Consider the following 18410-nt stretch of genomic DNA (forward strand, 5'->3'; position numbering starts at 1 on the left):
GTGGTTCAGCGGGATCCAGAATTGTTAAGGGAGACGTTGGCCATGCCGGTTTGCGCGTTGTGCGCAGGGCTGCCAGGACAGACGACGCACACCGACCACAGATGACGGCCCAGCATCCAGGCCAGTGTCAGCAGCGCCACCAGGGTAATCATCAGGAAGACATCGTTATAGGCCAGGATATTGGCCTCGCGCGTGGCCGCCGCGCCCAGCGCCGCCACACCGGTGGCGCTGCGCGCGGCGGGATCGGCCAGCCCCGCGCCCACGCTCGCGCCGCCGCTCTGGATGCGCGCCGCCACCAACGGATCGAGCAGGGTCAGATGCTCGACCAGTATGCTGGAGTGGAATTTCTCGCGCACGACCTGGAAGGTACCGACCAGCGCCGAGCCAAGCAGGCTACCCAGCGTCTGCGTGATGCTGAACATGACCGAGAAGCTGACCAGGTTATTCGGCGCCGCAATCACCGCGCCAAAGCCGGAGATAAACGTGGGCCCGACAAAGAAGGCGCCACCGAAGGCCAGCAGGAACTGGCTCACATACAGGTCGGAGGGCCGGGTCAAATTGGTGGCGTCGGAATCCATGTAGGCGCCGATCGCCATCAGCACCAGCGAGAACATCAGCTGCAAGGGAATGCGCGGCGGCGTGATGGTCAGCGCGCTGGCCACCAGCCCCGCCACCGTGCCGACCATGACGACGATCCACAGCATCTGCATCTGGTCGTTGTTCAGGCCCAGCGCCTGCAGGAAGCCCACGGTGCCGTTGGCCTCCGACTGCACCACGCGGATCAGCAGCACCGACAAGGCCAGCCTCGCGATATTGCCGTTGCTGAGCCAACGCGTGTTGAGCAGCGGGCGCGCGCGGTTATGCTCGACCAGCAGCGCGGCGGCGATCAGCACGATGGCGCCGGCCAGGCAAAGGCCCAGCCAGCGCGACTCGAACCACCACACCGTGCGGCCCAGCGCCAGCACCGCCGACAGCAAGGCCACGCCGGGCGCGAACAGGCCGAAGGTGAGGAAGTCCATTTTCTCGAAGGCCTTGACGCGGTCGCCCGGCGGCAGCTTGAGCGCCAGCACGCAGGCCAGCGACAACAGCGCCAGTCCCAACTCGAAGAAGTACAGGCCGCGCCACTCGCCGAACTCCATCAGCTCCGACGAGAACAAGCGCGCCATCGGCAGCGCGAGCTGCGAGAAGCCGATGCCGAACACCGCCGCCTTGAGCCGGTGCTGGGCCGGGAAGGCCTGCAGCGTGTAGTACAGGCCGAGGGTGGTCAGCGCCGCGCCGCTCATGCCGTGCGCCGCGCGCACCGCGATGGCCGAGGCCAGGCCGTGCACGAACAGGTGGGCCACGGTGGCCACCGCGTACACCACCAGGAATAATTCGGTGAACAGGCGCAGGCCGTACTGCTGGCGGAACTTCACCAGCAGAAGGTTCATCGACACGTTGGCCATCACATAGGCAGCCGGCAGCCACTGGATCTCGGCCGAGTAAACGCCCAGCGAGCCTTGCAGGTAAGGCAGGTTGACCGACACCAGCGCGTTCCCCAGGCCACCGGTGACGGCGACGATGAAGCCCACCACCAGGAAGGCCAGCCGGCGCTCGGCCGTGTGCAGCGGTGTCGACGGCGATCCCGGCAAGGAGGGGCGCTCGTGCGGAAGCCATACCTGTGGGGCGTAAACGTCCATGGTGGTCAGAAGGTCCGGAAGCGAATTGTATGGGGCGTAAACAACACAATGACGAGCATATCACTATGCTCGTCATTGTTGCGTATATTACAGCCCACTCAAAAGGGAGAGCCTACAGGACCACCGCCTCGGTCTCGCGCTGGAAGTTGCGGTGTCCGGCCAGCGCGTGCTTGAACTCCGCCAGCGCCGCATCGAGGCTGGCGGCATCCGCGCGCCACAGGGACAGGTCCGGCGCGCCGTTTTCCAGCGTGGCCGGCAGGCCCGCCTTCAACAGCAGCTCGACGCCCGCGCCCACCGCCAGCACCGGCTTGCAGTGGCGGTACTGCTGGCGCACGAAGTCCAGCGCGTCGGCGTCGCGCATCAGCATGGCCGCGCTGGCGGCGCCGTCGGCCACGATCAGCGCGTCGTACAGCACCGCCGGACCGGCTTCGATGGAGATGTCGATATCGAGCTTTCCGCCATCGGCCGCCGTCAGTTGCCCCAGCTGCGGCGCCACCAGCCGCGGCACCGCGCCGGCTTCCAGCAGGTCGGCGTAAATCGCCTTGACGCTGGCCGCCTCCACGCCGTGGCCCGCGAGGATGGCGACCCGGCGCGTGGCGATGCCGGTCGCACCCGGCCGAGCCAGCAGCGACAGCGTCGGCGACGGAGCGTACTGCGGCGGCTCGGCGTCGATGGCCAGCGGCATCGGCGGCGGCACCTCCAGCCCCAATCCTTCGGCCACGCCCTCGGCCAGGATGGGATCGACGTTGGCCAGCATGGACAGCAGCCGCACGCGGATCGCCGGCGTCTGCACGCGGCTCAATTCAAAGCGGTAGGCGTTGACGATGTGGGCCTGCTCGGCCGGGCTTTGGCTGATCCAGAACAGGCGCGCCTGAGAGTAGTGGTCGGCGAACAGCTCCGGCTTGCCGCGCACCTTGTCCTCCGGCGGCTGCGGCCTGCTGCTGGCGGCCGTGGTGAAGCCGGCCATGCCGGCCTGGAAGGGACAGCCGCCGCCCAGCGAATTGGGCTCGTACGCCACGCGACCGCGCGCGATCGCCTGGCGGTGCATGCCGTCGCGCTGGTTGTTGTGCACCGGCGCCAGCGAGGCGTTGACCGGAATCTCGTGGAAGTTCGCGCCACCCAGGCGGCTGATCTGCGTGTCCAGGTAGGAGTGGATGCGCCCCTGCAGCAGCGGGTCGTTGCTGAAATCGATGCCCGGCACCACGTGCGCGGTGCAGAAGGCCACCTGCTCGGTCTCGGCGAAGAAGTTATCCGGGTTGCGGTTCAGCGTCATCTTGCCGACCACGCGCACCGGCACCAGTTCTTCCGGCACCAGCTTGGTGGGGTCAAGCACGTCGAACGGGAAGCGCTCGGCCTCCTCCTCGGTGAAGATTTGCAGGCCCAGTTCCCATTCAGGGTAGGCGCCGGCCTCGATGGCCTCCCACAGGTCGCGGCGGTGGAAGTCGGCATCGGCGCCGCAGATCTTCGCCGCCTCGTCCCACATCAGCGAGTGGGTGCCGGCCACCGGATTCCAGTGGAATTTGCAGAACACCGACGCGCCCTCGGCGTTCACCAGCCGGAAGGTATGCACGCCGAAGCCCTGCATGGTGCGCAGGCTGCGCGGGATCGCGCGGTCGGACAGGTGCCACATCAGCATGTGCGTCGATTCCGGCATCAGCGTGACGAAGTCCCAGAAGGTGTCGTGCGCGCTGGCCGCCTGCGGCATGCCGTTGTGCGGCTCCGGCTTGACGGCATGGACCAGGTCCGGGAATTTCATCGCGTCCTGGATGAAGAACACCGGGATGTTATTGCCGACCAGGTCCCAGTTGCCCTCATCCGTGTAGAACTTGACGGCGAAGCCGCGCACGTCGCGCACGGTGTCGGCCGAACCGCGCTCGCCGGCCACGGTGGAGAAGCGCACGAACACCGGCGTGCGTTTGCCGGCCGCCGCGAACGGCGCGGCGCGCGTGATGTCGCTCAAGTCGCCATAGCTTTCGAAGTAGCCGTGGGCCGCCGAGCCGCGCGCGTGCACCACGCGTTCGGGGATGCGTTCGTGGTCGAAGTGGGTGAGCTTCTCGCGCAGGATGAAGTCTTCCATCGCGGTGGGGCCGCGCAGGCCGACCTTGAGCGAGTTCTGGTTGTCAGCGACCGGCACGCCCTGGTTGGTGGTCAGGCGCTGGTCGCCGCTGTCGACACGCACGCGGTCCAGCGACGCGTTGGCGGGATTGACGCCGTGCGGCGGCACGCCGCTGCCGGTCTTGGCGGACGGCGTGGTTTCGCCGGCGGTGCTGGCGGTGGCGGCGGGATGCGGCACCGGGCAGCTCTGGCCGGCCTGCGGCGTGCGCGCGGCCTCGCCGTGTTCATTGGGCTTGTTGGCGTTGAACGCCATGCCGGCGGCCAGCTGCTGGCCGCCCTTGACCTTGTGGAGCAAGGCTTGCTGCTGCGGGGAGTCGTCCCCCAGATGATCCGGCGGCGCCGACGAAGGCCCGGACACCGTGCTCAAAACCGATCCGGCCCCGATGACGGCGGCCGGCGCTTTGCTGGAATTTTCCATCGATGTACTCCGATAAGCGGCGCCCGGCCGGGCCGCCGCTTATCCCGGCGGGCGCACCGGCGGGGCAGCCTGGTGTTATTTGGCGCTGCGCGAGCTCAGCAGCTTGGACAGGCCGTAACCAGCGGCGGCGGCCAGCAGGACCGACATGGCCGGGCTGGCGCGCACGCGGCTGCGGCCCGATTCGGTCAGCGCCTTGCAGCTGGCGGTGACGCGCTTGCCGCGTTCCAGCAGGCTGTCGGACGTGTGTTCCATCGTGTCGGCCATCTTGTTGACACCGTCGGCGACGCGGTCGACGCTGTTGTGCGCGCTGTTGGCCAGGCGGTCGGTGGCGGGCGGAACCTTGTCGGCGACCTTGTCGATGGCGGCGTGCGCATCGGCGCGCAGGTTGTTGCCGATCTGGGTGACGCCGTCGCGGGTGGAGTTGATTTTGTTGTCGAGGTTGTTGTCCATGATGCTTTCCTTTTTCGAGTGAATGTTGGAACTGCAAGGGATACGATAGGCTCCTCGCCGCCGCTTAACCGTGCGGAAACTAACAAAGTGGCAGGCAGAGCGCAGCTTTGCGGCAACGCGCCGGGTATGTGAACTGGCACACGGACTGCCGCGTCCGACAGGAGGATGCTGGTTGCTAGCATCCATTGCCCGGTTGAGGAGAGCGGCATGTTTCCCATTTCATCGGCGTCGCTGACGACGCCTGCCGAGGTCGCCCCGGCGCGCACGGACCCGGCCGACGACGCGGCGGCGGCCTCGGCCAGCGTCGACCTGTCGCCGGTGGCCAACTTCCTGCTGGCGGTGTCGCAGTCCCAGGAGGAACTGTCGCAGCTGCACACGGCGCTTGCCAACGGCGCACAGCAGCGCGAAGCGGCCGCGTCCCTGAACGATGCCGCGCAAAATCTAGTGAACGCCTTCAACTTGTTGCCCTCGGTCGATTTCAACCAGGCGCAATCGCAGACGCCGTCGCTGCTCAACAGCCTGGTGCAAAGCTTGCGGCAACCAAGCTCGGGCAAAGCGCCAGCGGCATGGACGCCGGAGCAACGGCTGGCGCGAATCGGCATCACGCTGCAGGCGCCGCTGCTGTCGGACGCGACCGGCGGCCTGTCGCTGGACAACGAAGTGTTGCGGGCCGCGTTCAACCGCCAACCGCAAAGCGCCATGCTGGCCTTGCAGGACACACTGGACACTTTCAGCGACGTGGCGAAGCGCTACGCGGAACAGCTGAGCGCCGCCGGCAACGACGCGGCGGAAGCGCAGGCGGCCCGGCCGCAGCCATCGCTGACGCCCGCCGACATGGCGGCCAACGCGCGGCTGGACCTGGCGCGCGCGGAACTGGACCATCTGGCGCAACACCCCATGCCGGACACAACAGCAGACCGCCTGGCCGCCCCCACCTAGCAATCATCGTGCTATGTGAGCTGCCACACGGACGGCGGCGGCCGGATGGCGCATGCTGAGCTAAAAATACTGCTCTGGAGCGCCGCATGTTTCCCATTTCATCCACGCCGGCCAGTAACGTGACGCCCCTCGGGCCTCTGGATGCCGACCTGGTGACGGCAATCGCCTCGTCCACCGACGCGCCCGCCCCCGCCGCGGTCACGGTGGACCTGTCGCCGGTGGCCAGCTTCCTGCTGACCGTGTCGCAGACCCAACAACACCTGGCCCAGTTGCAGGCGGCCCTGGCCCAAGGCACCGCGCCGCCCAACAGCGACACCACCCTGAGCGACCGCACGCGCGACGTGGTCGACGCCTTCAACCTGCTGCCCTCCGGCGAATTCGACCGCGCCCCGCAGGAACCGTCCCTGCTGGACACGCTGGTGCAAAGCCTGCGACCGCCGGCGGTCGCGCAGAACCTGGCGCAGATCGGCCTGACCCTGCAAGCGACCCTGCCGCCGGACGCGCACAACAGCCTGTCGCTCGACGACGTCCAGCTGCAAACCGCCTTCCACACCGCCCCGGAGGCCACCGCCGCCACGCTGCAAGCGACCCTTGGCAACTTCGACGCCGTGGCGGAGAACTTCGCCGCGCGGCTGGCCTTCGCGCAGCAGAACGATCCGCTGGGCGCCAATCCGGCGCTGGCCGCCGCCATCGCCGCCTACCGCATCAACGACATCGCCGGCGCCGCCAGCCATCTCGCGCAAACGGCGGGCAGCGCCATCCCGCGTGTGCCGGCGGTGGCCGCCACCGCCCGCACACGCGCCAACGGCCACACGCCATAAGCACCGGGGGTTTTCCAAACCATGCAATAATCGGCGCTTGCCCACTGCCCTGTTGCCGATGAAGCGCCTGAACATCACCGCAATGCTGCTCGCCGCCGCGCTGTCGTGCGCCGCCCCGGCGCTCGCCGCCACCGCGCCCAAGGTGCCACTGCTGATCGGCGACACGCTCGATGAACAGGGCAGGCCCCGCCCCATGCCGGCGGTCAAGCGCAAGGTGCTCGACGCCGTGGCGCAGGAGCTGGGCGTGACCTTCGAGCCGCGCACCTATCCATGGGCGCGCGCCGAACGCCACGCGCTGAACGGCGAGGCCCTGGTGTTCGGCCTGCCGAAAACCGCCGACCGCCTGCGCGCGCTGCACTACTCCGACCCCGCCACCCACAACAGCCTGTGGGTGGTCACGCGCAGCGACGCCACCTTCCCCTTCAACGGTCTCGAAGACCTGCGCGGTAAAACCATCAGCACGGTGCGCGGCTACAGCTACGGCCCGGAGTTCGACGCGGCGCGCGGTAAGCTGTTCCGCACCGACGACGACATCTCCTCGCGCGGCACGCGCCTCACGCGCCTGATGCTCAAGCGGGTGGACGCGGTGCTGCTGTTCCAGCCCGAGGGCCTGACCGCCAAAGACCTGGAGGCCAGCATCCGCCTGTTCATGGCCCCACGCCTGCCGGCCATCGGCGCCGCCGCCAACGCCGGCTTCAGCGTGCTGCCCAAGCCCCTGGTCACCGACAGCGGCCAGTTTTTCGCCATCGCCCGCGACCGTGACGACGGCATCATCGACCGCATCAACCTCGCGCTGGCGCGCATCCACAAGCGCGAGGAGGACGCGAGGCGCCAGCACGCGCCGAATTAAATTTCGGCCGCAGCCGATTCGAAAGGCGATATGCCGCAAAACAGGCCATTCGCAAGTGCAAGTCACACGATAATATTTTGCGTTTTTGGCGATAATCTCGCCAGCACCTTACAACACCACAATCAGGAGATCGCATGAAACTGAAGCACATCGCAGCCGCCGCCGCACTGCTGGCCGCCGCCGGCGCCCACGCCCAGGACACCCTGGTCAAGATCGGCCATAGCGGCCCGCTGTCCGGCGCCCAGGCGTTTTCGGGCAAGGACAACGAGAACGGCGCGCGCCTGGCGGTCGAGGAGCTGAACGCCAAGCCGATCACCGTGGGCGGCAAGAAGCTCAAGTTCGAACTGCAATCGGAGGACGACCAGGGCGATCCGAAAGCCGGCATGGCGGCGGCCCAGAAGCTGATCGACCAGGGCGTCAAGTACGTGGTCGGCCCGTACAACTCGGGCGTGGCCATCCCCGCCTCGCGCGCCTACAACGACGCCGGCGTGTTGATCGCCTCCGTCGCCACCAATCCCAAACTCACGCAGCAAGGCTACAAGGGCCTGTTCCGCGTGAACGCCAGCGACTCGCAGCTGGGCAGCAAGATGGCGCTGTACGCGGCCAATGAATTGAAACTGAAGACCGTGGCCGTGATCGACGACCGCACCGCCTTCGGCCAGGGCTTGGCCGAGGAGTTCAAGAAGCAGGCCAAGGCCGCCGGCATGACCGTGGCCGGCCACGAGTTCACCACCGATAAGTCGTTCGACTTCAGCTCCATCCTGACCAAGCTGAAAACCAAGAAGGTCGAGGCGATCTTCTTCGGCGGCTACGCGCCGCAGGGCGCACCGATGGCGCGCCAGATGAAGCAGCTGGGCATCAACGCCAAGCTGCTGGGCGGCGACACCATCTGCACCGCGGAGATGGGCAAGCTCGGTGGCGACGCCGTTGGCGAGAACGTCCTGTGCCCGCAGGGCGGCGCCAGCCTGGATAAATTGGCCAGCGGCCCGGCCTTCAAGGCGAAGTACAAGGCGCGCTTCAAGCAGGAGCCGGACGTCTACGCGGCGGCCTACTACGATGCGACCATGATGTACGCGCAGGCGATGCAGAAGGTGAATTCGATCGATCCGCAAAAAGTGGGGGCCGCGATCAGCGCCGGCTCGTACACGGGCGTGGCGGGCACCTACTCGTTCGACCAGCGCGGCGACATGAAGCAGTCGCCGGTCACCATCTTCCACTTCAAGGGCGGCCAGCCGGTTGCGCTGACCACCTACTGATGCGACGGGGCGCGGCTGGCTCAGGCCAGCTGCAGCTCCCAGTAGGCGACGTCGACCCAGCGGTCGAACTTGCGGCCGACCTGTTTGAAATGGGCGACCTTCTCGAAGCCCAGGCTTTCATGCAGCGCCACGCTGGCCTCGTTGGGCTGGGCGATGCCGCCTATCGCCATGTGGATCTCGCGCGCACGCAACTCCTCCAGCAGCACCTTGTACAACGCCGATCCTATCCCCTTGCCGCCCTGCCCGAACTTCACGTAGACGCTGGTCTCGGCGGAAAAACGGTAGGCGCTGCGGGCACGCCATTTGGTTGCGTAGGCGTAGCCGAGCACTTCGCCATCCCGCTCATACACCAGCCAAGGCAGGTGCGTGGTGACGTCGCGGATGCGGCCCGCCATGTCCTCCGGCGCGACCGGATGCTCCTCGAAGCTGATGGTGGTGGTGGCGATGTAGTGGTTGTAGATGGCGACGATGGCGGATGCATCGTCCGGTGTGGCGGGTCGTATCATCGGATTCACAGGTAGCGGGTTTCGGTGGGTGGAGAAATCCAGTTGTCGGCGCGGCCGTCGACATAGGTGATGGGCGCGTTGGCGAAGTCCTCGTCGCTGACGCCATCGAGGCTGGCGACGTTCACGCCGTAGAACACACCGTAACGCGGCGAGTTGCCGACACCGTACGGTCGCACGCCGCAGTGCTTGCAGAAGTAGTGATGCTCGTTCTTCGCGCCGAACTGGTAGACGCTCATCTCGCCCTCGCCGGCCAGCAGGCGAAAGGCCTCCGGCTTGGCCATCACGGCCCAGCAGCGTATCTTCAGGCAGAACGAGCAATTGCAGCGCAGCGTGCCGTGCGCCAGGTCGACATCCGCCTCGAAGCGCACCGCGCCGCAATGGCAGCTACCTTGGTAAGTCCTCATCATCCCGGTGGTATCTCCTTGCGGCAAAGTATAGACTAATCCTTAACTCTTCGCCTGCAGCAGGTCGTCGAACACGGGGATGATGGCCAGCGACAGCAGCGCCACCGCCAGCGGCACCGTGACGATGAAGCCCAGGTATTTGAAGCCGAAGGCGCCGGCCAGGCCGCCCAGCAAAAACATCCCCAGCAGGGAGCTCAGTAACAATAGCTTGCCGCGGTCGGCCATCACCCTCTCGGCCAGGGCGCTGTCGTTCCAGTAAAACATTTTACCCAGCTCGATGCCGATGTCGGTCACCAGGCCGGTGACGTGGGTGGTGCGGATTTCGGCGCGCGACACCTTCGTGATGATGGCGTTTTGCAGTCCCATCACAAAGCATAGCAAGGCGATGATGGCGGACACCTGCCCGGATGCGTCCAGCCGCGCGCCCATCAGGCCGAAACACAGCAGCAGCGCCGCCTCCACGATCAGCGGCAGCGCATACAGGCTTTGCGCCCCGCGCCGCCGGCCCCAGTTGATCAGGATCGCCGACGTGGCCGCGCCCAGCAGGAACGACAGCAGCGACGCCAGGCCCGCCAGCACCAGCCGCACCTCGCCCAGCGCGGCGTCGTCGGCCACCGCCGAGACGATGCCACTCATGTGGGACGTGTATTGTCCCACCGCGAAAAAGCCGCCGGCATTGACCGCGCCGGCCACGAAGGCCAGCGAACGACCAAGGCGGCGGTTACTGATATCGGTGCGTTGCGGACTTGTCATGGCCCGCAGGTAGTGCATAGGCATGGGGGGCCTCCTTGTTACTGACGGCCCGTCCATTGTATGCCATCACCTCACTTGAGCGTTACTCCCCAGTTCTTCTCCACGCATTTGGTGTAGTTTCCGGGGATTAGAGCGCTGTACGGCGTTTGATAGTTGACCAACTGGCATTGGTAGTCGCCGCCGCTGCTCCAGTTCTTCTCCCAGTAGATGTTGTAGGCCGCCGAGCTGGAACCGCTGAAGCGCTGCATCGTCGCGCAGGACAGCTGCTCGCTGCCGATGTTCCAGCCCAGGTCCGCCGCGAACTGCTTGTAGTAGTCGATGCGGTTCTGCGCCGCCGCCTTCTCGGTGCCGGTGCCGCATTCGGCGTTGATGATCATGATCGTGGTGGCGAAGTTGTTGCCCGCGCCAGCCGCCTTGTCCGCCGCATTCGGCACCCAGGTCCCGTCCAGCACATGCAGCATCGACGGCTTGGGAGGCTGCGGATAGACGAAGAAGAACGTCGCCGAGGCGAGATTGAGCCAGGTCGACGCCACCTGATCGGGATTCTTCAGCAGCACCGACTGGTCGCCGTTGAACATCACCTGCGAGAACGGACCGTAGTTGTAGTTGTACGAGAGCTGCTTGGCGCCACGCCCGTAGTACTTCTTGAAACTGCCGTCGGCGTTTTTTCCGCAGGTCCAGACGGTGTTGAACACCGGGTCCGAGCACTCGACGTTGTAGCCGCAGTTGGTGCCCGTTTCGTCGCAGCCCATCTCGCGCAGGTACTTCAGTCCCTGGCGCCATTGCGGCAGCGGCAGGCTGGCGTTGTGGTCGCCCGTCTCCTGCGCGAAGTGGGCGAACATGGTCGCCAGCGAGTGGCGGCAGATGGCGTCCGCATCGCGGCCGTCGGTGTAGTCGCCGCAGATTGCCGGGAACTTGGCCACCGCCTGCAGGAAGCGGCCGTACGTGTAGCTGGGCTCACGGATGCCGAAGTAGTAGTCCCACTTGGAAGACGTGAGCAGGTGCTCCACCCGCTTGACGTTGGCGGGATTGGCCGCAGCGCCGGGCGATACGGCTTCCACCGCCGCGTTGTCCAGCGTGCGGATCGATGCCTTCACCGTGCGGAAGAAGTCATTGTCGGTGAGCTGGGCCTCGCGCGCCTCGGCCTGCGCCTTGGTCGGCACGCCGCCCGGTTGCGGTGTGCCCGGATCGGTGGGCGTGGGATCGGTGGCGTCGCCGATGTACTTCCACGGCCCCCAAGTGTCGGCCTGATTGGGCGCGGTGCCCTGCACCCACCATTTGGCCTCGTACTGCTTGCCCTGATAGATCGCGCACATGCCGGCGGTGTAGACCGCCGTGGCGGTCCATGCCGGGCAGGCGGTGGCGGCAGCCGTGCTGATGCCGCCGGAGAGTACGCGTGGAGCGTTGCTGTCTGCCTGGCCGCCGCCACTGCCGCCGCCACAGGCGGCCAGCAGCAAGGCGCCCAGCACAGCGATGCTGTGAACTGGTTTCATCGCGTCTCCTTATTTCAGCGCGACCGGCAGGCCGGGATACTCGTCGCTCAAGGCGTAGCGCACGCCGTTGACCGTGACCACGTAGGCGGACGGTCCCGAGATCGGCAGCGAGTAGTTCAGCGTCAGCGACACCGAGGCCCCCGGCGCCAGCGATTGCCACGATGGGATCGTGAACTTGGCGTGGTTGAAGTTGGCCTTGAAGCCGCCGATGTTGTTCGGCCCCGTGTAGCCGGCCTTGGTCACCACCAGTCCATAGCCCGATTGATCGCTCATGTTGGCGGGCGCCGATACCGGATAGTCGAATTCCACCACCGAGCCGCCGGGGATGGTGACGGTGGTGTTGTTCGTCACCGTCATCACGGGGTTGATCGGGTAGTTGCTGTCGCCGAGCTTCCAGTCGCCCAGCGATATGCTGACCTTCGCGCTGCTGGCCGGCATCGGCGACTCCGCCCGCGTGGCGCCGTACGGGCTGGCGGCCTTGAAGGCATTGTAGATGTTGGTGGTCAGCGTGTAGCCCATGAAGTACTCGCCCTTGCCGCCGTTCCTGCTCGCGTCCCAGCCGTAGTCGCCGGCCAGCTCCCAGATCATGATGCCGCCGATGGCGTTGTCGATCACGTACTGGGTCTTGGCGGCCATCGATTGCGCCGTCTCGGTGGAGATGAAGACTTTGCGCGTGGCGTTCCACAGCCATGGCGCGGCCATCGTGGCGCTGTAGTTGGCGGCGTACGTCCCGGTGATGGTCTTCTCGGTCACGCCGTAGGCATCGAGGTAATCCGGCACGATGGCGTTCTGCAGGTTGAGCGCGTGCCACAGCGGATTGCCGCCGCCGGGAACCGGCTTGCCGTTGGCATCGAGGTCGTACCATACGTTGTCGATGCCGACCGCGCCGGTGCCGCAGGTCTTGACGCCGGCGCAGGTGACGGTGTCGCTCACCAGCGGCGTGGTTCCCCACAGGCCGCTGCTGCCGCCGGTGACGTCCTTCCAGCCGCGCGTGTAGTACGGCACGCCGATATTGATGCGGCCGGCCTGCAATGCGCCGCGATAGTAACGGTAGGCCCAGTCGACGTTCAGGTAGCCGATGCCGCCGTAGGAGTAGGCGTTGCCGGCTTTGAGTTCGGCGTCGTTGCCGTCGTCGAACAGCGCGGCGTTGGGGCCGACGTACTGGTTCCAGCCGCCGTGCAGATCGTAGGACATCAGGCTGGCGTAATCAAGGTACTGCAGGCCGGAGAGGTTTTCCTCGCCGCGCAGTATCCAGCCGGACGCGGAGCCGGCGATGGTCAGCATGTAGTACTTGTTGTCGGCGACGGCCGCCGTGTCCAGCTTCTGGCGCACGGTTTTCAGCAGCACGTTGTAGCTCTTCATCAGGCCCGCCAGGCGTGGCTTGGAGAGGCTGAAGTCCAGCGGGTTGCCGGCTTCGTTGTTGGTGGTCGGGTGCTCGTAGTCGATGTCGATGCCGTCGAAGAAGGTGTACTGGCGCAGCACGGCCACCATCGAATCGGCCAGCGTGTTGATGCCGGCGGTGTTGAGCGAGCCGTCGGCGTTGGTGGTGGCGGTGTAGTAGCCGCCGCTGCCGGCCCAGCCGCCCACCGACAGCATGACCTTCACGCCGGGGTAGCGCTTCTTGTATTGCGCCAGCAGGTTGAAGTGGCCTTTGTACGGCAGCGATGGGTCCATCGCGGCGGCGGGGATGGTGGGCCAGGTCATGCCGGTGTCGGGGTTGTTGGCGCCGCTGCCCAGCTGCACTTTGGCGTTGGCGTCCACCGAGGCGAAGGCGTAGTTCACGTGGGTGATTTTGTCCCACGGGATGTTGTTGACCAGGTAGGACGGCGTGTTGTTCGCGCCCGTGCGCCAGCTGGTGAAGTAGCCGACGATTCGGCGGTTCAGGCCATTGGCAAGCTTCTCGCGGCCGTTGGCGTCGTACACGCCGCAGTAGTTCACGTTCGGTACCGGCGAGGTCAGACCATCGGGGCGGCACGCGACTGGCGTGGGCGTGGGCGTAGGTGTCGGCGTAGGCGTGGGCGTCGGAGTTGGCGTTGGCGTTGGCGTTGGCGTTGGCGTTGGTGTCGGAGTAGGCGTTGGCGTCACGGACTGCAGCGCCCACGGTCCCCACTCCTCCGTGCCCGGCACGTTATTTTGCGTCCACCACTTGGCCTTGTAGGTGGAGCCGTTGTAGGTCACGCACATGCCGACCGTGTAGACCGCGCTGGACGACCATGCCGGGCAATCGGCGGTGGCGTCGGCGGTCTGTATGCCGGCCATCAGCTTGGGCGCGGGCGTGGCGCTTTGCGGATCGGAACCGCCGCCACAGGCGGCAACAGCGCTGCCGATCAGCGCCAGCATCAAAAGGTTGTGTCTCATTTTGTATTCCCGTATTTTAGAAATCGTGATTGTTCGGGTAACGGCTGTAGAAATCGTTGTCCCACTTGAAGTGGGTGGCGGAGATGGTGATGGTGATATCCAGCGCTTCGACGAAGTGCCACCAACCGACGGGCAGGAACAGGATCTCGCCTGGCTCCAGCACGCAGTCGATGACCGGCACGTCTGCCATCATCGGAAAACGCTGCAGGTCGATGTCGCGTCCATCGACCGGAGTGAAACAGTGGCGCTGGTTGTACAGCTTGGGCGTATCGCAAGGAGCGATCAGCCGCACGCGCTTGCGCCCCGCGATCTGGATCATGAAGTTGTTGGTCAAGTCATGATGGAACGGCGTGATCGTGCCGGCCGGGCCAAACCAGAAGAAGCCCCGCCCTTCCGGATTCAGATACTCCGGCAGCGGCGGCACATCCGCCATCAGCTCCTGCAACGACTCCCGATTCTGCCCGTCGTTATTGGCGGTCATGTAGAAGTCGTTGGTATGGCCGCTGTCGCGCACCAGCGCCACGTACTCGCCGAAGCGCATGCGGCGCTTGTGCGACTGGCTGTTCATCTCATAATCCGGATCGGCGCTGCGGCCGAACTGCACCTCCACCATGCGCTCGCCCAGCTGCGCGCCAAGGTAATCCAGCGTCCACTTGGCGCGCGCCGCGCAGTCGTCCAGCATGCCGGTGATGATCACCGGCAGATTGCGGCGGTAGTGCTGGTCCAGGAACTCCGCGCCGGACAGGCGCGCCCGCCGCGGAAGTTCAACAGGCGCCAGCCGGTTCAATTGCGACTGGATGCCGATCACCCAGTCGCGCTTGGCCAGCCGGTTATGCAATCGCGATACGCCCTTCAGGTAAGGGCTGTGCAGCGCGGCGGCGATCTCCGCGTGCGCATCGCGCGCGCCGATGCCGGACTGGATCAGGATGCCGGCCAGTGTATCCGGCCGGCTGCCGAGGATCAGGTTCTCGGCGATCCAGCTGCGCCATGCATCGCTGACGCCGATGGTTTGGACAACGGCATGGCGCTTCATGGCTTAGCGTCCTTTCCAGACGGCGCTGGTCAGGGCGCCGCTGGCGTCGCCGTCCAGCTCCCACGAGAAGGCGCCGCGCAGGCTCTGGTCGCGCATGTACTGCATCTTGGTCGCGATCACGGTCGGGTCGTCGTAGCTCCACCATTCGCCGGTGCCGGTGTACAGGAACAGCTGCTTGGTCTGCGGATGGTACCAGCGCGTGCCAGCCTTGTTGACCAGGACCTTGTAGTCGTCGATGCCGGTTTCGTAGGTGCCCGCCGCGCCGCCGGTGGTGGTTTGATACAGGCCGTTGCCGTTCGGGCCGGCGGCCACGCCTTTCCATCCGCGTCCGTAGAACGGCACGCCGAGCAGGATCTTATTGCGCGGCATACCGGCCGCCACCAGCGCCGTCACGGCGTCGTTGGTGTTGTACTTGGCGAGGACACCGGTGGCCGGATCGGCGGGATCGTGGTACAGCGGCGAGTGGAAGTTGGTGGTGCTTTCCCATGCGCCGTGGAAGTCGTAGCTCATCAGGTTGACCCAGTCCATGTATTGCGAATACAGGTTGGGTTCCGTCTGGGCGATCTTCTCGGTCCCGGCACCGATGGCGGCCGTCAGCGCATAACGCTTGCCGTCGATGGCGCCTTGCGCGTCCAGCTGCGCGCGGAACTCGGCCATCAGCAGCGTGAAGTTATGCTTGTCGTTGACCGCGTCGACGGTGTTGTACGGCTGGCCGCCACCGCCCGGATATTCCCAGTCGATGTCGATGCCGTCGAAGACGCCCTTGGCGGAGCCTGGGCCGCCGCGTCCATCCTGCACCGGCAGGTCACCGGCGATGAACATCTTCACGCAGGATTTGGCCAGCTGCTTGCGTAGCGCGTCGGTCTTGGCCGCGGCCGAGAAGTTCTTCGACCAGGTCCAGCCGCCCAGCGAGATGAACACCTTCAGGTTCGGGTGCGCGGCCTTGAGCAGCTTGAGTTGCTGGAAGTTGCCGGTCAGCGGAGCGTCCCACGGAATGGTCTTGCCGTCGACGGTGCGCGCTGGCTGGCGTTGATAGTCGGCGTAGGCGTCGCCGCCGGTGCCGGCCGCCGGTGAGGTCGGATTGTCGTTACCCACTTCGGCGCTGGTGACCATGTCGCATTCGTAGCCGCCGTTCTTGGCGTAGGTGTTGCCGAAGGCGTAGTTGATGAAGGTGAGCTGGTCGGCGATGCTGGTCTGGACGCCGTTGACCGGGGTTTTGGTGGTGTGGATGTCGGCCACTTCGTAGCCGCGTCCATACACGCCCCACTGCGCGAAGTAGGAGCCGATCTCGCGGCCGCCGACCGGCGTTGGCGTTGGCGTTGGCGTTGGCGTTGGCGTCGGTGTCGGCGTTGGAGTTGGTGTTGGTGTCGGCGTTGGTGTCGGCGTTGGTGTCGGCGTCACCGACTGCAGCGCCCATGGCCCCCACTCCTCCGTGCCCGGCACGTTATTTTGCGTCCACCATTTGGCCTTGTACGTCGAGCCGTTATAGGTCACGCACATGCCGACCGTGTAGATGGCGCTGGACGACCATGCCGGACAATCGGCGGTGGCGTCGGCGGTTTGCACGCTGGCCAGCAATTTTGGTGATGAAGTGGTGGCGGGGCTGTCGCTGCCCCCGCCGCAAGCCGCCAGCATACTGGCGATCAGGCCGAGTACGGCCGCATTACCCTTGACTGCACGTTCCATGCTCTCTCCTCCTTGGTTGGGTGACTCTCTGCTTTTATTATTTTTTCAGGATGGAGTCTAAAAAAGTGGTAGTCAAGTGGTTTTATTTTGTTGCGACCATTCGAATACCAGTTTCAACCAAGGAAGAGTTATTACGGAAAGATTCGATGTGCGGCTTGAAATAGTATGTGAGTACTCACCAACCAAATTCAGCAGGCAAACCGGCGCGGCTCGCCCCTGACTTTCGAATGTCTCAAATTGAACATGGTGTTAAATGACGAGTACCAATTTTGCGCGTCCGGCAAGTGGTACGGCCGGCTACATCGCGGAGTCGAGCTCCGGCAGCATGGCCCGCGCGACGCCGTCGCGGACTTCGACGATACGCGGTTGCCGCGCATCGCCAAAGCTCATCTTGTAGCAAACCTGGCCGTCCTTGGATGCGGTAGGCAACACCATCAGCAGCTGGAAGGCGCTCGGCTCTTCCTCCACCGACGGGAAAATCGACGGCAATCCGGCCAGCACCACCGCCCGCAAGGGCTCGCCGCTGTCGATTTCCGTGTGATGGCCGCGGATGGAAATCCCGGCGCTTTCGCCGTCGCCGAACTCCACGCGGGCGTGGCCCATCACGCTGTCGTTCAAGGCATTGACGACCAGGTTCAAGCGCAAGGTCGGATTGCCTTCGATGGCGCTGGTGATTTCATACACTGCAGTAAATAATTGACTCATGGTGCTTCCTGACGAATGAAGATGAAACATGAGTCAACTCTAGCGGCGCAAGCTAAAACTTGCCTTCCGAATACCTTCCGGCCGCCAAGCGCTTGATTATATTGAAAATATTTCCAGCATCAACGCTTGGGCAACTGCCAGTCCGGACGGATGAAATGGCAGGTGTAGCCGTTGGGAACGCGCTCCAGATAGTCCTGGTGCTCCGGTTCCGCCTCCCAGAACGGGCCGGCCGGCGCCACTTCGGTGACGACTTTCCCCGGCCACAGACCGGACGCGTTGACGTCGGCGATGGTGTCCTCGGCAACCGCCTTCTGTTGCTCGTTGACATAGTAGATTGCTGAGCGATAACTGGTCCCGATGTCGTTGCCCTGCCGGTTGCGAGTGGTCGGATCGTGGATCTGGAAGAAAAATTCCAGGATCTTGCGATAGCTGATGACGGCCGGATCAAAGATGATCTCCAGCCCCTCGGCATGGGTGCCGTGGTTGCGGTACGTGGCGTTCGCCACATCGCCGCCGGTGTAGCCGACCCGCGTCGCCAGCACGCCGGGGTACCTGCGCAGCAGATCCTGCACGCCCCAGAAGCATCCGCCGGCCAATATCGCTTTTTCAGTTGTCGTCATATTCCATCCTTAGTGAGTATCTCTGTACAATTTAGCGACGTTCCCCGGTTCTTCAAGCCGGCCAAAAGAAGGATCTTCCAATTGCTTTTGTGATAAGCTCAAACGCTGCTGTTGACCAACAACCGGAGTCACCCATGCAAATAGAACGCCGTTCGCGTCCAGATCGCGTCAAAGCCATCGCCGTCAACGCGGGCCTGGCCCTGCTTGAAACCGCCGGCCGCGAAGCCGCCGCCACTTTCCTCGAAGACGCGGGCGTGCCCTTGCCCGTGATCGCCCGCGTGCTGTCGGAACCGGACAAGCGCCGCGCCGAAGACCTGCGCTAAA

Annotated in this window: 17 protein-coding genes; 5 read left to right on the forward strand and 12 right to left on the reverse strand. The window is 65.3% G+C overall.

From position 1 onward, the window contains the following. Nucleotides 1-5: 5 nt before the first annotated feature. From ACUJB0_RS14175 to ACUJB0_RS14185, 3 genes are all read right to left on the reverse strand, one after another. Nucleotides 6-1679: an MFS transporter gene (locus ACUJB0_RS14175; protein WP_444845783.1), complete on the reverse strand. Its 1674-nt coding sequence runs from the start codon at nt 1677-1679 to the stop codon at nt 6-8. A gap of 112 nt (nt 1680-1791) precedes the next feature. Beyond that, nucleotides 1792-4212: a catalase gene (locus tag ACUJB0_RS14180; protein WP_444845784.1), complete on the reverse strand. Its 2421-nt coding sequence runs from the start codon at nt 4210-4212 to the stop codon at nt 1792-1794. Between the two features lie 75 nt (nt 4213-4287). Beyond that, nucleotides 4288-4662 (reverse strand): hypothetical protein, encoded by a 375-nt coding sequence (locus ACUJB0_RS14185; RefSeq protein ID WP_444845785.1) that lies wholly within the window; start codon nt 4660-4662, stop codon nt 4288-4290. A 207-nt stretch (nt 4663-4869) separates the two neighbouring features. On the opposite strand from ACUJB0_RS14185, the gene ACUJB0_RS14190 reads away from it, so the two are divergent. The 4 genes from ACUJB0_RS14190 to ACUJB0_RS14205 all read left to right on the forward strand — a co-directional run bounded on the left by ACUJB0_RS14190 (nt 4870) and on the right by ACUJB0_RS14205 (nt 8528). Then, nucleotides 4870-5601, forward strand: a complete 732-nt coding sequence (locus tag ACUJB0_RS14190) for a hypothetical protein (protein WP_444845786.1) — start codon at nt 4870-4872, stop codon at nt 5599-5601. Nucleotides 5602-5687: 86 nt separating this feature from the next. Then, nucleotides 5688-6422 carry a hypothetical protein gene (locus tag ACUJB0_RS14195; RefSeq protein WP_444845787.1) on the forward strand — a complete coding sequence of 245 codons (735 nt, stop codon included), beginning with the start codon at nt 5688-5690 and terminating at the stop codon, nt 6420-6422. Between the two features lie 37 nt (nt 6423-6459). Then, nucleotides 6460-7272 (forward strand): substrate-binding periplasmic protein, encoded by an 813-nt coding sequence (locus tag ACUJB0_RS14200; protein WP_444845788.1) that lies wholly within the window; start codon nt 6460-6462, stop codon nt 7270-7272. 134 nt (nt 7273-7406) lie between these two features. Further along, nucleotides 7407-8528 (forward strand): branched-chain amino acid ABC transporter substrate-binding protein, encoded by a 1122-nt coding sequence (locus ACUJB0_RS14205; protein ID WP_444845789.1) that lies wholly within the window; start codon nt 7407-7409, stop codon nt 8526-8528. 20 nt (nt 8529-8548) lie between these two features. Here the strand turns inward: ACUJB0_RS14205 and ACUJB0_RS14210 are convergent, their stop codons facing one another. The 9 genes from ACUJB0_RS14210 to msrA all read right to left on the reverse strand — a co-directional run bounded on the left by ACUJB0_RS14210 (nt 8549) and on the right by msrA (nt 18086). Beyond that, nucleotides 8549-9034, reverse strand: a complete 486-nt coding sequence (locus ACUJB0_RS14210; protein ID WP_444845790.1) for an arsinothricin resistance N-acetyltransferase ArsN1 family B — start codon at nt 9032-9034, stop codon at nt 8549-8551. 5 nt (nt 9035-9039) lie between these two features. Continuing rightward, the gene (locus tag ACUJB0_RS14215; RefSeq protein WP_444845791.1) at nt 9040-9441 is read right to left on the reverse strand and encodes a GFA family protein; all 402 of its coding nucleotides are present in this window, start codon (nt 9439-9441) and stop codon (nt 9040-9042) included. Nucleotides 9442-9480: 39 nt separating this feature from the next. Then, nucleotides 9481-10215 (reverse strand): YoaK family protein, encoded by a 735-nt coding sequence (locus ACUJB0_RS14220; RefSeq protein WP_444845792.1) that lies wholly within the window; start codon nt 10213-10215, stop codon nt 9481-9483. A gap of 47 nt (nt 10216-10262) precedes the next feature. Then, on the reverse strand, nt 10263-11684 hold the full coding sequence (locus tag ACUJB0_RS14225) for a glycoside hydrolase family 19 protein (protein WP_444845793.1): 1422 nt from the start codon (nt 11682-11684) through the stop codon (nt 10263-10265). Between the two features lie 9 nt (nt 11685-11693). Next, the gene (locus ACUJB0_RS14230) at nt 11694-14042 is read right to left on the reverse strand and encodes a chitinase C-terminal domain-containing protein (RefSeq protein ID WP_444845794.1); all 2349 of its coding nucleotides are present in this window, start codon (nt 14040-14042) and stop codon (nt 11694-11696) included. A 16-nt stretch (nt 14043-14058) separates the two neighbouring features. Continuing rightward, nucleotides 14059-15075 (reverse strand): cupin-like domain-containing protein, encoded by a 1017-nt coding sequence (locus tag ACUJB0_RS14235; RefSeq protein WP_444845795.1) that lies wholly within the window; start codon nt 15073-15075, stop codon nt 14059-14061. Nucleotides 15076-15078: 3 nt separating this feature from the next. Next, nucleotides 15079-16761 carry a glycosyl hydrolase family 18 protein gene (locus ACUJB0_RS14240; RefSeq protein ID WP_444845796.1) on the reverse strand — a complete coding sequence of 561 codons (1683 nt, stop codon included), beginning with the start codon at nt 16759-16761 and terminating at the stop codon, nt 15079-15081. Between the two features lie 297 nt (nt 16762-17058). Then, nucleotides 17059-17466 carry a DUF1842 domain-containing protein gene (locus tag ACUJB0_RS14245; protein ID WP_444845797.1) on the reverse strand — a complete coding sequence of 136 codons (408 nt, stop codon included), beginning with the start codon at nt 17464-17466 and terminating at the stop codon, nt 17059-17061. 119 nt (nt 17467-17585) lie between these two features. Further along, nucleotides 17586-18086 (reverse strand): peptide-methionine (S)-S-oxide reductase MsrA, encoded by a 501-nt coding sequence (msrA, locus tag ACUJB0_RS14250; RefSeq protein WP_161090472.1) that lies wholly within the window; start codon nt 18084-18086, stop codon nt 17586-17588. Nucleotides 18087-18220: 134 nt separating this feature from the next. Between msrA and ACUJB0_RS14255 the strand changes: the two genes are divergently transcribed. After that, complete coding sequence (locus tag ACUJB0_RS14255; RefSeq protein ID WP_117011873.1) at nt 18221-18409, forward strand: hypothetical protein; 189 nt, start codon at nt 18221-18223, stop codon at nt 18407-18409. Nucleotide 18410 lies beyond the last annotated feature (1 nt).

Source organism: Duganella caerulea, from assembly GCF_040362985.1.
GTDB lineage: Bacteria > Pseudomonadota > Gammaproteobacteria > Burkholderiales > Burkholderiaceae_D > Rugamonas > Rugamonas vulcania.